The sequence below is a fragment of the Chitinophaga sp. 01L420 genome (assembly GCF_056399985.1).
Genome location: NZ_JBFTSK010000021.1, coordinates 106738 through 119514, shown reverse-complemented (window position 1 = coordinate 119514; position 12777 = coordinate 106738). Strand labels below are relative to the sequence as shown.

Here is a 12777-nt window from a genome sequence, read left to right as displayed (position 1 = left end):
TTGAGTACCAGGTAGGGCATCATATTATTAAAGGGCTGATTGGAGGATGTGAAAGGCTCTGTCTTCAGTGGGGCATTAACAGGATCTTTTGCCAGTTCGTGTGCTGCCACCGTTGCCATCTGCTCATCTGCCTGATTGCCATACCTCGGGTTGGCAGCTGGAGCTGTTGCCAGAAAGGCATTGGCGGGTGAGGTGGTATCTGCTGTACCCCCCGTTTTTAATTTGAGTGTAGCATTAATGTTGTGCCCATGACCGGCTATATTACCTGCATTAAGCGTTTCATTAATGTTGCCTGTAACCTGTCCCCGTACATATCCATTGCCGCTATGCATGGGAGCACGTCCCCGTAAATCAGGCAATGCAAAGGTAGTTTCGCCGTTCCCTCCATAGGTAGTTCCTAGTAGCGCAAATAGGGCCTGATTCCTGTTAATCGGCAGGAATTGTCCGTTACACAGCGCATAATCTTTCGGCGCGAAGTCAAAGGCGACTAAACTTATTTGAGATAAAAAGCTATTAAAGGCTGGCATCTGTATAGGTACTTATTGTGATGGGGATAAATCAATTGGACCGCTATGAAAAACTGCCGTAAAAGTAGATCATATTTTTTTTTAAAGCAATACTTATTTCGTGTAATAGGAAATCAAATGGAAGTATATATCTTTACCCTACTTTTTCCAGATCCCCATACATTATGAACCAGGAACGCCGCAATTTTCTGCGAAATACATCGCTGCTAACAGGCTTGCTATTAATACCAAAGTCTTTAAAATCCCTGTCCAGGCCTACAGAGAACGCCATTTATATTCCTGGCAACAACCGTGAAATAATGATATGGCACACCAACGACCTGCACGGACGATTTGTACATCACCGTACTGCAGGTGATCAGGGACTGCTACTGGATGCAGGTGACTTCATTGATGACGGTATTAACGTGGAGGCACATATGGAAATGGTCCGTGCCATGAATAAAGCAGGCTATCACGCTGCCACCATTGGTAATCGGGAACTGGCAAACGGACAGGCTGCACTGGCAGCATTGATACCGCAAATGCAGTTTGCATTGGTCAACTGCAATTACCAATTCTCAGATAAATCACTGGCACGCCAGGTTGTACGTCATAAAATCGTATATGCGGGCACGTTAAAGGTCGGTATCACAGGGGTGGGACCGCAACTACCGGCCGATAGCGGTGTGACTTATTTGCCGCCTGTAGCAACGGCAGATGCTGTTGCGGCAAACCTCAAAAAAGAACATGGCTGTCATGTGGTGATCTGCCTTTCTCATCTTGGATTTCAACAACCAGACGCCATCGCAGACAACTGCAATATGGCCACGGATAGTGCACATATCGACTATGTTATTGGAGGTCATCAGCGGAAAATGCTGAGATCTGCTGCCGTGCTAAGAAACACCCTCGGACACGAAGTATATCTTAGCCACGCAGGATGGAATGGAATGATGACCGGAAAAATGAAAATGATGTTTGATGAAAATCAGCAGGGATGCGGTGTGCAGCCAGGATATGTGACGGCATAAGCACTTCCGCGAGTCGCTAAAAAATACTTCAGCCTTTACACATTCGGATGTAAAGGCTTTTTTGTTTTATGACAGATACCGGAAAAGCACACGGAAATTGAAATGCTTCTCTTAAATTTACGTGGTAAATATGTTACAGACCCACAGCCTACCCGCTGCAAATTTTTTGACACGCTGAGCGATATAGTGGATACCTGAATAACAAACTATTTTGTACTGATCCTTAATACTTACTACGAATGTCGGATGCTGCATCGTTCCTTAGCTACGGAGGCTTATTGTTTTTGTTCCTCGCGGTATATGGACAAACCGGATTGTTTTTTTGTTTCTTCCTCCCAAGCGGCGGCTTTATGTTTACGGCCGGCGTATTAATTGCCACCGGAAGTTTGCATTACAATGTACTGCTGGTTTGCGCATTGTCAGCCGTAGCAGCTATTGCAGGCAACATCACCGGTTATTGGTTTGGCAAAAAAACAGGTCCCTTGTTAGCAAACCGGAAAGATTCCCGGTTCTTTCGGCGACAGTACCTGGTGTCGGCAGAACATTTTTATAATAAGCATGGTGCAGTAGCGTTATCAGCAGGCGTATTTCTTCCGCTGATCCGCACTTTTGCGCCTATTGTAGCCGGCATGATCCGGTTGGATTTCCGCCGCTTTCTTTTATATGTAACGATAGGTTCAGTGGGCTATGCATGTAGTTTTGTACTGGCCGGTTATCTCATCGGCAGTATGCCCTTCTTACAACCATATCTAAAGTACTTCATCACTGTTATTGTTGTAGTTGTAACGGTTCCTGTGGTGATACGTATTGTCCGGGAATTCCGGAAAGGCGGTAACGAAAAGGCAGAATAATTTTATTCCGTCCGTAAGCTGTTGATAGGATTCGTTATCGCTGCTTTTATTGCCTGAAAACTAACCGTGCCTAAAGTGATCAGTAACGTTGCCAATGCTGTTATTACAAATATCCATAGGGAAATATCTATGCGGTAGTCATAACGCTGCAGCCATTGGTGCATGAACCACCAGGCTACCGGCATCGCAATCGCAAATGACATCAGGGTGAGCAACAAAAATTCTTTCGATAAAAGCCCCCAAAGACTAACAACAGAAGCGCCCATTACTTTTCGTACCCCTATCTCTTTGATCCGTTGTTCGGCAGTAAAAGCTGCCAATCCGAAAATACCCAGACAACTAATAAAGATGGCGAATAAAGCAAAGCAGGCGGACAATTGACTGACACGGTCTTCACTCGCAAATTTGCCGGCATAGTCTGCATCTGCAAAACGAAAATCGAATGGCGCAGCAGGAGCATATCGCTGGAATATCTTTTCTATCTTAGCCAGGGCAGCAGGTACTGGAACTGTCGGATTAATCCGGATGGTGATCTCGCTGACATTTCCATAATCCATCATAAAGACGGCAGGAGCAGCTTTGGCAAACGGAGATTCCATGATCACATTTTTTATCACACCTATGATATGGAAATTTGTATCATCGAATTTAATTGTTTCGCCCACCGGATGCTTTAATCCCATATAGGCTACTGCACTTTCATTTAATATCAGTCCAAAAGTGTCTGTAGCGAAATTCCTCGAAAAATCACGACCTGCCGTAAACTGCCAGTCTACCGTTTTGCCGAAATCATGTGTTATCCAGGACACCGCAAAAGTGGGATTTACAGCAGGATCTTTTCCCGGCCAATCGAACCCCGTAAGATGAGCATAAATATCTGTAGCGGGATTGGATGCTTCCGCCATATTTGCTGCAGCGCCGGAGTTGATGAGTTCATCGCGCAGCACATCATACTTCCCATGCAGCTCCGGAGTAGTCATGGAGATATTAATCAACCCGTTCCGGTCATAGCCTAAAGGTCGGTTACGTGCATGCTCAATTTGTTTAAAAATGATGATGGTACCTATGATGAGCGCTACAGAAACTGTAAACTGCAATACCACTAATACTTTCCTGGATAGCACCGCCAAAGGCCCGGTTTTGAAAGTGCCTTTCAACACTTTCAACGTTTGAAGGGAAGACAGGTAAAAAGCTGGATAGCTGCCGGCTAACAGACCCGTTAACAACGTAAGGCCCGTGATGCCCGCCCAGAATGATAGCATACTCCAGGGAAATACAATGGATTTATCGGCCAGGGAATTAAACCATGGCAATGCTACCAACACCAGCAAGATAGCCAGTAACATAGCCATCCCGGCTATGATCAGGGCTTCTCCCAGGAACTGGAAAATCAATTGATGCCGCACTGAGCCCATCACCTTGCGCACACCTACTTCTCTGGCCCGCTTCTGCGAGCGTGCCGTGTTCAGGTTCATGAAATTAATACAGGCCAGGATGAGTACAAACAAACCGATAGTACCAAAGATCCACACATACCGGATACCACCACCTGCATTTTTGCCATTACTGAATTCACCATATAAATGCCATTGGCTCATTGGCTGTAAAAATACTTCTGCATGATCATTTCTGCCAGGTTTCCCTTTGAGTACATCCCGGATAGCTGCTGCAGTATTGGTGATGGCTGCATGATCCGCCAGTTGCGCATAAATGAAAAATGAATTATTGTTCCATTGATCATAGGATCTTTTCACCCACGCCTGACTGGCAACATAATAAGCCCAGGGAATCATGAAACGGGTGCCATAAAAACTGGTATTCCGGGGAAAGTCTTCAAATACCCCCGTCACCTTCAGCACACTTTTGTTATCTATGCTGATCGTTTTATTGATCGGGTCTGTATCCCCAAACATGGCTTTGGCAAATACTGCACTGATCATGATAGCCGAAGGATCATTTAACCCATGCAACGTACCTGCTATCATTTTAGGAGATAACATATCCGTTAATTCAGGCTCTGCAAACAAACCCTTTTCATTCATTTTTTTGCCTTCATAAGAAAGTATGTGATCCCCGCTGGGTCGCTGTAAGGCGATATACTTAAAATAAGAACCGTACTTCGAGCGCAATTCCGTTGCTACAGGAATAGGCATCACCCTTTCCGTAGAAATTTTATGATAGGCTACATTATCCCAATGATGCATGACTTGTGTAATGCGGTCATAGTTTTTAAAAGATTTATTATAGGATACTTCATCCTTTATCCACAAACCAATTAAGATAACCACCGCCATTCCGATGGACAACCCCAGAATATTGATAATGGCAAACCCTTTGTTTCGGTTTAAGTTGCGCCATGCGATCCGGAAATAATTCTTGAGCATACAGTGAAAGATAATGATGATAAATAGGTCACAAAATAATGTACCACTTTTACAACGGCTTTATTTCCAGTAATTATATATTATACAATTAGTTATTTTGTTCGCTTTTAGTACAAAAGGTGTTCGGTAGTGAAAAGGGGAGAAGCAGTATGGAATGTAAGTAGTAAGCATTATATTTATCCATATCATCTTGCTATGAAGCGACAACTATTTTACATACTGACCACCATCATACTTCCATTCACTTTGCACGCGCAGGATCAGCCTACGCCGCAATGGCGGCCTGTGTATCACTTCACAGCTCCGCAAAACTGGTTGAACGATCCTAATGGCCTGATCTATCTTAATGGAATTTATCACCTCTATTATCAGCACAATCCATTCGAAAATAAATGGGGACACATGAGCTGGGGCCACGCCATCAGCAAAGATTTGCTGCACTGGCAACATCTGCCGGTAGCCATTCCGGAAACAGCAACAACAGATACCACCACCTGGATATTCTCTGGTTCTGCAGTATGGGATGAACATAACAGCAGCGGTTTGGGCAAAAATGGCAAAGGCCCTGTTGTTGCTATCTATACGGCTGATCAACCCAAACAACAAAAAGAGTCGCAATTTATTGCGTATAGTAATGATGGTGGACTTACCTATACGAACTATGCTCATAACCCGGTAGTAGATATCCATCAGAAAGATTTCCGCGATCCCTCGGTGATCTGGCTGGAAGAACAACACAAATGGCTCATGACAGTGGCAGTACCTGCGGAACATAAGGTACAGTTCTATAGTTCCGGGAACCTGAAAGACTGGGAGCTGATCAGTGAATTTGGTAACCAGGGAGATACCCGTAAAATCTGGGAATGCCCGTCTTTAACCCCGCTATATGTAGATGGAAATCCGGCAAAGAAAAAATGGCTGCTCATGGTATCTTCCGGAAATCAGGACGCAGCCACCGGCATGCAATATTTTATCGGTGACTTTGATGGAAAAAAATTCACGAACAATAACGCCGCAACAACACAGTTGTTCGTAGATGATGGCAAAACTTTCTATGCCGCTATTCCTTATAACCATCTGCCGGATAACCGCCAAACCATGATAGGCTGGCTTATGCCGTTTGAAACAGCTACCAGCCCGTGGCGCGGACAAATGTCCATTCCACGTGACTTGTCTCTGAAAACAACGGCGGCGGGTATACGCTTATTTCAGCAGCCGGCTGCCATATTGAATACCTGCCTGGAGCAATTGCCTGCGGCTAAAAAGTGGACGCAGAAAGCCTTAACATTGGATAGCAAAGACCTGCCGCTGAACAACGCACAACGTTTTAATACCAACAGCAACTGGATAGATGCTACCTTCACGCCAGGCACCGCCACGGATTTTGGATTGAAAATAGCACAACACAAAAACGGCCGGCAAGTGGTGATAGGTTATAACATACAACGCAATGAACTCTGTATTATTGATGGTAAGGAAGTACAACGGGTTTCCGTATCACCGGTAAATCATCAGATCCGGTTACAGGTATTATTAGATAAATCTTCGGTAGAAGTGTTTGTGAATAACGGTGAAAAAGTAATCACTACGCTGATATTCCCTGACAGGGAAGCCACAGGGTTTGCGGCCTTTGCCGAAAACGGGTACGTAACATTGAATACATTGAAAGTATGGGATCTTGGTAAATAATAACTATTACGGACAAACGAAATAAATGCAACCTCGACTTTATAAATATATCAACATCGCCATTGCCACAGTTTGGATAGTGAATGGATTATTATGCAAGGTATGTAACCTGGTACCCAGGCATCAATTGATTGTGGCCAGGATCCTGGGCGGGGCGTATGCACAGTTGTTTACTCGCACCATTGGTTTCCTGGAAATATTAATGGCGGTATGGATACTCTCCTCCATAAAACCGAGGTGGTGTGCCCTCGCACAGATAATACTGGTGGCCACTATGAACATCATTGAATTCATCGCTGTACCTGACCTCTTACTCTTCGGAAGAATAAATATTATAATAGCCGCTCTTTTTATCTTCCTCATCTATTGGAATCAGTATCGCCTTCATCGCTCAAAATTCAGTTACTGATGCTCTCCTTTCTTAAAAATCATCCTTTTGCGGTAGAGGCATTTTTCGACAGCTCGCTGGTATTGACCTACGCGGTTCCTGTAGCCGCTTTACGACCGATGGTGCCGGCAAAACTGGAACTGGATCTCTTTCAGGATAAATGGGCTTTTATAGCGGTGGCGGTAGTGAAAACAAAACAATTAAGACCTAAAGGATTCCCTGTTTTTATGGGACATGATTTTGTGCTCACCGGCTACCGGGCATTTGTACGTTATACTACCAGCCGGGGTAGAAAGTTACGCGGTTTATATATCCTGAAATCAGAAACAGATAAAAAGAAGATGGAGTTTTTGGGTAACCTGTTTACACACTATAATTACACCACTACAGATATTGATATAAAAAAAGAAGAAGATACCGTTCGGGTGCAGTCGCGGAAATCGGGTGTAGATATTACCGTGCATTTGGGTAACCTGGATGCAGGACTTCCTGCCAGTTCTCCATTTAACAACTGGAAAGAAGCAAGGCGATTTGCAGGCCCATTGCCCTTTACATTCAGCTGTAATAATACGTCCAATAAAGTACTCATCATTGAAGGTGTCAGAGAAAACTGGACACCCCGACCTGTGGAGGTCCTCACATCAGAAGTGGACTTTCTGAAAATCCCGGCATGGGAAGAGGCGGTGTTGGCTAATGCATTTCTGATTCAACAAATTCCTTATTACTGGAAAAAAGGCAGGATGGATATATGGAAAGAGTAGAACGAACAGCCTGTCAGGGCCTGATAAATATTATACGCTTTAACTGGCATTTCTATTTGTTGTCAATATTGTTCATCGTGGCCGGATTATTTTTCTGGGAGTTGATGCCCGTGCGGATACTGCTGGTACTCATCACCCTCAGTACCATACTATCTTTAGGGGTATCCTGGTATATTTACGATGGTAGCGGGTTATATCGCCTGCGCTGGTTAGATGAACTTTCAATTTCTACAGGGCATYGGATCATTAACATCCATGCAGGTTTTGACGAAACAAGTCATCTCCTGCAACAAAAGTATCCGGGAGCGGAGCTACAGGTATTTGATTTTTACGATCCGTTGAAGCATACAGAAATTTCTATTGAGCGTGCAAGAAAAGTGTATGCGCCTTACCCTGGAACGCAGGTCATCAATACAACCGCTGTTCCGCTGCCATTTGCATCAGCGCATGTCATCTTTCTTTTCCTGGCTGCCCATGAAATCAGGAAGGAGGAAGAGAGGTGTCGGTTCTTTGAGCAACTGCATCATAGTTTGCAGGAGAATGGGAAGATTATAGTACTGGAACACCTGAGAGACACCCGTAATTTTATAGCATATAATATAGGTTTCCTGCATTTTTTTTCCGGCAGTACATGGAAGCGCACCTTTGCAGCAGCACAACTTACAATCGGAAAAGAAATGAAGATTACTCCTTTCCTGTCGGCTTTTATTCTTGAAAAAAATGGAATTACATCTTAAGATCACGGGGTATATCCTCGTGCTATTATCTATCATACATATTTTCTTTCCGGGCTATTTTAACTGGAAGAAGGAATTTGCAGCGGTGAGTCTTTTAAGCAGACAAATCATGTATGTGCATACTTTTTTTATCGCGCTGATTGTTTTGTTGATGGGGTTATGCTGTATCTATGCGGCGGAAGATATATTGCAAACAAGGCTGGGCCATCTGCTTGCTCTGGGATGTTTTATCTTCTGGGCCATCCGCCTGCTGTTCCAGTTTTTTGTGTATTCTCCCATGCTATGGAGAGGGAAGCGTTTTGAAACCATCGTCCACGTGTTGTTTTCTTTTCTCTGGGGATATTTCAGCGTGGTATTCTTCCTGGTAGCTGGTATTCAATGATCAGCAGTTTTCCGGCCATTGATATCTGCCGGAAAACTGCTGTAGCTCATTATTTTTGCGGAGTACTGGTAGTTGGGATCACCTTCTTTATGGTACCATCTTCATTATAATATAACTTATCCACACAAATAGATCTCAGCCAGTCTTCATGTGATATGGAACTGTTATGATAAAAAGAATACCACTGTCCTTTGTATTCTACAATAGACCCGTGATTGGTATAGCTGTCAGTAGGATCCATGTATATGCCCTGCGAGGTCCAYGGTCCTAAAGGAGACTTGCTGGTAGCATAACGCCTTTACCGTGGAATTAAATACCTGATCAATTTTCATCGTTAGTTATTATCATGTTGACAATGAACTATAAAGGCTAAAATTAAATCCGGGGCCTTAACGGGAGACCTAATTTTTGCGCAAACAGGCTTAATTAAGAGGAAAAAAGAAAGATAATAGGGAGGTATTAGATAATAATAAGATGTTAATCAAGAGAGGCATCTCTTTTCTTATCGGTTTTATTTTGTTGAATGTTTGTATAATTTCGTGGCTGGTTTACTCACTCCTTCTTTGCAGAACATAATTTTTATTTTATGATAAAAATAGCCTTAGCCTCCCCTCCATTTCCGGCATCCATTAATGATGGCTTATTCTGGATGGAAAAATTGATAAAAGCGGCAGTCAAAGAAAATGCGGAAATCATCTGTTTCCCGGAATCATATATTCCTGGTTATCCGGGAATGGGAGCGGGGCCGGAAGAGCGTACAGAAGAGCAGTTGCAATCGGCATTAGATGCTGCCTGCAAAATGGCTGTTGAAAATAGAATCGCCATAATCCTGCCCATGGACTGGAATCATCCCACCGGACTTTTAAATGTTGCCTATGTGATATCAGATAAAGGAGAGATATTGGGCTACCAGACAAAAAATCAACTGGACCCAACGGAAGATAATATTTGGGTGGCTGGTACTCAACGCAGCATTTTTGAAATAAAGGGGGTGAAGTTCGGTATTACCATCTGCCATGAAGGATTCCGGTACCCGGAATCAGTAAGATGGGCGGCCCGGCAGGATGCCAAAATTGTATTTCATCCACATTTTGTTGGAAGCAACAGCAGTGGGGCCGTGCTCACAGAATGGGGCCATAAGGACAATCCTTATTATGAAAAAGCAATGATGATGAGAGCAATGGAGAATACCATCTACTTCGCCAGTTCCAATTACGCCTCCCGGTATCCGGAAGCAGCCAGCTCGTTAATAGCTCCTGATGGTACCTGTTTGATTCATGGCACTTATGGAACCCCGGGTGTTGTAATAGCAGATATTGATCCTGCTGTGGCTACAGGTTTATTGGCCAAAAGATTTAAGGCCGAATTGTATAAGTAACCTGGCAGCGACTGATGTGTTGTTGCAGAGTGCTTCTACAGGAATGTTTCCGGTCATTAATTTGAAACATGCCTGTAGAAGCGCTGCTTACTAAAGGATGGCGGCTAATTGCGCGGCTGAATAGTTGATGGACTTCAGTGTTTTATTATCGTTTTTCCGGTATACCAGGTACAAATTATCGATCTCCTTAAAATAGCAGTCTACGTTTTCAGTTGCTTTATAATGTTCCACTGTTTTCTCTGCTTCTTCTACTGTTTTACAAGCCTTGCTCATATTAGATCTGTGTACTTCGTCAAAAAGTTCGCGGAACTTTTCACCAAGACCAAACTCCAGTATAGCACCAGATAGGACATATTGGAGATCGCATAAAGCATCGGCAATTTCCACTATATTTTTGTCGGCAATTGCCTGTTTCAATTCATTTAATTCTTCCTGGAGGAGCGACACTCTTAATTCACAGCGTTGTGCTGCCGGAATAATTGGGGTCTGCTGGATCGGGTGTTTAAATGTGGTGTGAAATTCTGCCACCTGGCTTAATGCCTTAATATCTTCCATAAAAAGAGTTTTAAACCTTTAAATATAGTTTTTTTCTGCTGGTGCACCAGGCTATTCCATTTCCTCAATTGTGCCCTCATTTTCTCCGAGCTGCCGTCCCCATCTGGCAATAGCTTCAAGCGGACCAGTCAGGGTTTCCCCGAATGGGGTCAGCGCATATTCTACCCGGAGAGGTGGCTTGGCCCCGAATGATGTTCTTTGGATCAGCCCATCCGCTTCTAGTGCTTTTAACTGGAGGCTTAACATTTTCTCTGTGATATCCGGTATATGTTGCCGTAGTTCCGAAAAACGCATAGTTTCTTTTCGCAGATACCATAGGATAACACTTTTCCATTTTCCACCGATATAATCCATCGTAATATCCATTGCACAGTGATAGGTTTTCCCATGAAGTTTAAAACCAACGTTTTTTCCTTTAATAATCATAATGTTTTTTTGGACTGTCAGAATTGACAGTTATTGCGCATGATGCGGAAGCAGTTTACTTTTGGTGCTTAAAATTATTCAAAAGTAGAAAATGAAAACCAAAATTCATACTTATACATCGCAGGAGCCCATGATGAAAGTGAATGCTTTCATTGTAGAAGGAGTTAATGAACTGGTAATAGTAGATACTACGCTCACAAGAAGCGATAGCCTTGGATTAAAGCAACAGGCCGATGCACTGCAGAAGCCTATTTCAGGAATTATTCTTACACATGGACATCCTGATCATGTGGCTGGCACCTATCATCTTAAACAACATACTGATATACCAGTATTTGCCGTGYCTTCGGTGAAACAATTAATGCTTGACACCGAACAGATTAAACATGCCCAATGGTCTGGCATGTTTGGCCAGGAATGGATACCGGAATGGTCGTATCCTACGGAATTGGTCAACAATGGTGACCAGGTACGTATTGGCGGTATAACTTTTTCCGTGCTGGACATTGGTGCGGGGGGAGACTGTGATGCCAATTCCATTTGGCTGTTGGAAGATGAAAACCGCGCAGCTTTTGTCGGGGATCTGCTGTACAAAAACAACCATACATATATGAATGATGGTGGTATTCTTCGTTGGCTGTCTAATCTGGAAACATTAACCCCGGCGTTGAAAGATTTCGGCTCTTTCTACGTAGGACATGGTCCTGTATGTGATATCAAGGATTTTGGTAAACAGCATGCATATTTCCTTCGGTATTGTTCAGAAGTTTTGAAAGCAACCAATGGAACCGGCATTTTTAATGACGATAGCAGGAAACTTTTTGAACAAACAATGTTGTCTGCATACCCTGATTACGGTTGCCAGTTTATGGTGGGCCTTTCAGCAGATCGGGTAGGGAAAGAACTTGCAGGTATTCATCAACATTAAGTCAAACAAATTTTACATGAAAAGTATAGGAATACTGGGAACCGGTATGGTAGGCAATACGATTGCTACAAAGCTTATTCAGCAGGGCCACAAAGTAATGATGGGATCAAGAACGCCTGATAATGAAAAGGCGCTCGCATGGGTAAAGCAACAAGGAGATAATGCTTCCTCGGGAACATTTGCATCCGCTGCCGCATTCGGGGACATTATTTTCAATTGCACCCAGGGAGAAATTTCGCTGGAGGTAATGAAACAGGCAGGCACGGATAATCTTAGGAACAAAATTCTGATAGATGTGAGTAACCCGCTTCAGTTTATACCTGGTAAAAGACCTGTGCTTATTCCTGAACTATGCAACACTAATTCATTAGGAGAGGCTATTCAGAATTTTTTACCGGATACATACGTAGTGAAAACGCTGAATATTGTTAACTGTGAAGTGATGGTAGATGCCAGCAAATGTGGAGAAGACGCTACTATGCTGCTGGCCGGAAATAGTTCAGCCGCCAAAGCAGAAGTAGTTGAAATACTACAACAGTTTGGATGGAAGGACATTATTGATCTGGGTGATATTGAACATGCCCGTTCAACAGAAATGATGTTGCCTGTTTGGTTGAGTGTGTTTATGGCTACAAAAAATGGAAATGTAGGGTTTAAAATCGTGAGGTGAGTAGTTTTTCCGGAGGTCACCATTTTGTAGCAGCAAGCCTCCGACATAATATCATTTGCTCCGAAAGAGCAGATGATATTATGTCGGA

At 43.5% G+C, this 12777-nt stretch carries 15 protein-coding genes; 10 read left to right on the top strand and 5 right to left on the bottom strand.

What is annotated here, in order from left to right; all coding sequences use genetic code 11:
• The coding region (locus AC1DP6_RS20410; RefSeq protein ID WP_477056480.1) for a phage tail protein at window positions 1-527 on the bottom strand (527 nt) is incomplete at its 3' end.
• A 164-nt stretch (window positions 528-691) separates the two neighbouring features.
• Between AC1DP6_RS20410 and AC1DP6_RS20405 the strand changes: the two genes are divergently transcribed.
• Both AC1DP6_RS20405 and AC1DP6_RS20400 read left to right on the top strand, forming a co-directional pair.
• On the top strand, window positions 692-1540 hold the full coding sequence (locus tag AC1DP6_RS20405) for a metallophosphoesterase (RefSeq protein ID WP_477056479.1): 849 nt from the start codon (window positions 692-694) through the stop codon (window positions 1538-1540).
• Between the two features lie 239 nt (window positions 1541-1779).
• Complete coding sequence (locus AC1DP6_RS20400) at window positions 1780-2391, top strand: DedA family protein (protein ID WP_477056478.1); 612 nt, start codon at window positions 1780-1782, stop codon at window positions 2389-2391.
• Window positions 2392-2393: 2 nt separating this feature from the next.
• Here AC1DP6_RS20400 and AC1DP6_RS20395 read toward each other — a convergent pair whose 3' ends face one another.
• Complete coding sequence (locus tag AC1DP6_RS20395) at window positions 2394-4775, bottom strand: ABC transporter permease (RefSeq protein ID WP_477056477.1); 2382 nt, start codon at window positions 4773-4775, stop codon at window positions 2394-2396.
• A 195-nt stretch (window positions 4776-4970) separates the two neighbouring features.
• Here AC1DP6_RS20395 and AC1DP6_RS20390 point away from each other — a divergent pair, with 195 nt between their 5' ends.
• The 5 genes from AC1DP6_RS20390 to AC1DP6_RS20370 are packed head-to-tail and all read left to right on the top strand — an operon-like array spanning window position 4971 to window position 8732.
• Window positions 4971-6464, top strand: coding sequence for a glycoside hydrolase family 32 protein (locus tag AC1DP6_RS20390; protein ID WP_477056476.1), 1494 nt, complete (start codon window positions 4971-4973; stop codon window positions 6462-6464).
• 25 nt (window positions 6465-6489) lie between these two features.
• Entirely contained in the window at window positions 6490-6873 is a 384-nt protein-coding gene (locus AC1DP6_RS20385) for a DoxX-like family protein (RefSeq protein WP_477056475.1), read from the top strand.
• Window positions 6873-7613, top strand: a complete 741-nt coding sequence (locus AC1DP6_RS20380) for a DUF2071 domain-containing protein (protein ID WP_477056474.1) — start codon at window positions 6873-6875, stop codon at window positions 7611-7613. Before AC1DP6_RS20385 ends, AC1DP6_RS20380 begins: the two co-directional genes overlap by 1 nt.
• Window positions 7601-8350 carry a methyltransferase gene (locus AC1DP6_RS20375; RefSeq protein WP_477056473.1) on the top strand — a complete coding sequence of 250 codons (750 nt, stop codon included), beginning with the start codon at window positions 7601-7603 and terminating at the stop codon, window positions 8348-8350. The genes AC1DP6_RS20380 and AC1DP6_RS20375 overlap by 13 nt, the downstream gene beginning before the upstream one ends.
• Window positions 8334-8732 (top strand): hypothetical protein, encoded by a 399-nt coding sequence (locus AC1DP6_RS20370; protein ID WP_477056472.1) that lies wholly within the window; start codon window positions 8334-8336, stop codon window positions 8730-8732. The genes AC1DP6_RS20375 and AC1DP6_RS20370 overlap by 17 nt, the downstream gene beginning before the upstream one ends.
• 49 nt (window positions 8733-8781) lie before the next feature.
• Here AC1DP6_RS20370 and AC1DP6_RS20365 read toward each other — a convergent pair whose 3' ends face one another.
• The gene (locus AC1DP6_RS20365) at window positions 8782-8973 is read right to left on the bottom strand and encodes a hypothetical protein (protein ID WP_477056471.1); all 192 of its coding nucleotides are present in this window, start codon (window positions 8971-8973) and stop codon (window positions 8782-8784) included.
• 345 nt (window positions 8974-9318) lie between these two features.
• Here AC1DP6_RS20365 and AC1DP6_RS20360 point away from each other — a divergent pair, with 345 nt between their 5' ends.
• The gene (locus AC1DP6_RS20360) at window positions 9319-10110 is read left to right on the top strand and encodes a carbon-nitrogen hydrolase family protein (RefSeq protein ID WP_477056470.1); all 792 of its coding nucleotides are present in this window, start codon (window positions 9319-9321) and stop codon (window positions 10108-10110) included.
• Window positions 10111-10200: 90 nt separating this feature from the next.
• Here AC1DP6_RS20360 and AC1DP6_RS20355 read toward each other — a convergent pair whose 3' ends face one another.
• The gene (locus AC1DP6_RS20355) at window positions 10201-10665 is read right to left on the bottom strand and encodes a pyrophosphohydrolase domain-containing protein (RefSeq protein WP_477056469.1); all 465 of its coding nucleotides are present in this window, start codon (window positions 10663-10665) and stop codon (window positions 10201-10203) included.
• A 51-nt stretch (window positions 10666-10716) separates the two neighbouring features.
• A complete protein-coding gene (locus AC1DP6_RS20350; RefSeq protein ID WP_477056468.1) occupies window positions 10717-11091 on the bottom strand; it encodes a winged helix-turn-helix transcriptional regulator in 375 nt (124 codons plus the stop codon).
• Between the two features lie 91 nt (window positions 11092-11182).
• Between AC1DP6_RS20350 and AC1DP6_RS20345 the strand changes: the two genes are divergently transcribed.
• Together AC1DP6_RS20345 and AC1DP6_RS20340 are read left to right on the top strand one after the other, a co-directional pair.
• The gene (locus AC1DP6_RS20345; protein WP_477056467.1) at window positions 11183-12019 is read left to right on the top strand and encodes an MBL fold metallo-hydrolase; all 837 of its coding nucleotides are present in this window, start codon (window positions 11183-11185) and stop codon (window positions 12017-12019) included.
• A gap of 16 nt (window positions 12020-12035) precedes the next feature.
• Window positions 12036-12689 carry an NADPH-dependent F420 reductase gene (locus tag AC1DP6_RS20340; protein ID WP_477056466.1) on the top strand — a complete coding sequence of 218 codons (654 nt, stop codon included), beginning with the start codon at window positions 12036-12038 and terminating at the stop codon, window positions 12687-12689.
• Window positions 12690-12777 lie beyond the last annotated feature (88 nt).

Coding starts and splice junctions, on each gene's coding strand:
- AC1DP6_RS20370 (WP_477056472.1), top strand. CDS start 8,334: ATGGAATTACATCTTAAGATCACGGGGTATATCCTCGTGCTATTATCT.
- AC1DP6_RS20390 (WP_477056476.1), top strand. CDS start 4,971: ATGAAGCGACAACTATTTTACATACTGACCACCATCATACTTCCATTC.
- AC1DP6_RS20380 (WP_477056474.1), top strand. CDS start 6,873: ATGCTCTCCTTTCTTAAAAATCATCCTTTTGCGGTAGAGGCATTTTTC.
- AC1DP6_RS20340 (WP_477056466.1), top strand. CDS start 12,036: ATGAAAAGTATAGGAATACTGGGAACCGGTATGGTAGGCAATACGATT.
- AC1DP6_RS20395 (WP_477056477.1), bottom strand. CDS start 4,775: ATGCTCAAGAATTATTTCCGGATCGCATGGCGCAACTTAAACCGAAAC.
- AC1DP6_RS20355 (WP_477056469.1), bottom strand. CDS start 10,665: ATGGAAGATATTAAGGCATTAAGCCAGGTGGCAGAATTTCACACCACA.
- AC1DP6_RS20385 (WP_477056475.1), top strand. CDS start 6,490: ATGCAACCTCGACTTTATAAATATATCAACATCGCCATTGCCACAGTT.
- AC1DP6_RS20405 (WP_477056479.1), top strand. CDS start 692: ATGAACCAGGAACGCCGCAATTTTCTGCGAAATACATCGCTGCTAACA.
- AC1DP6_RS20365 (WP_477056471.1), bottom strand. CDS start 8,973: ATGGATCCTACTGACAGCTATACCAATCACGGGTCTATTGTAGAATAC.
- AC1DP6_RS20350 (WP_477056468.1), bottom strand. CDS start 11,091: ATGATTATTAAAGGAAAAAACGTTGGTTTTAAACTTCATGGGAAAACC.
- AC1DP6_RS20360 (WP_477056470.1), top strand. CDS start 9,319: ATGATAAAAATAGCCTTAGCCTCCCCTCCATTTCCGGCATCCATTAAT.
- AC1DP6_RS20400 (WP_477056478.1), top strand. CDS start 1,780: ATGTCGGATGCTGCATCGTTCCTTAGCTACGGAGGCTTATTGTTTTTG.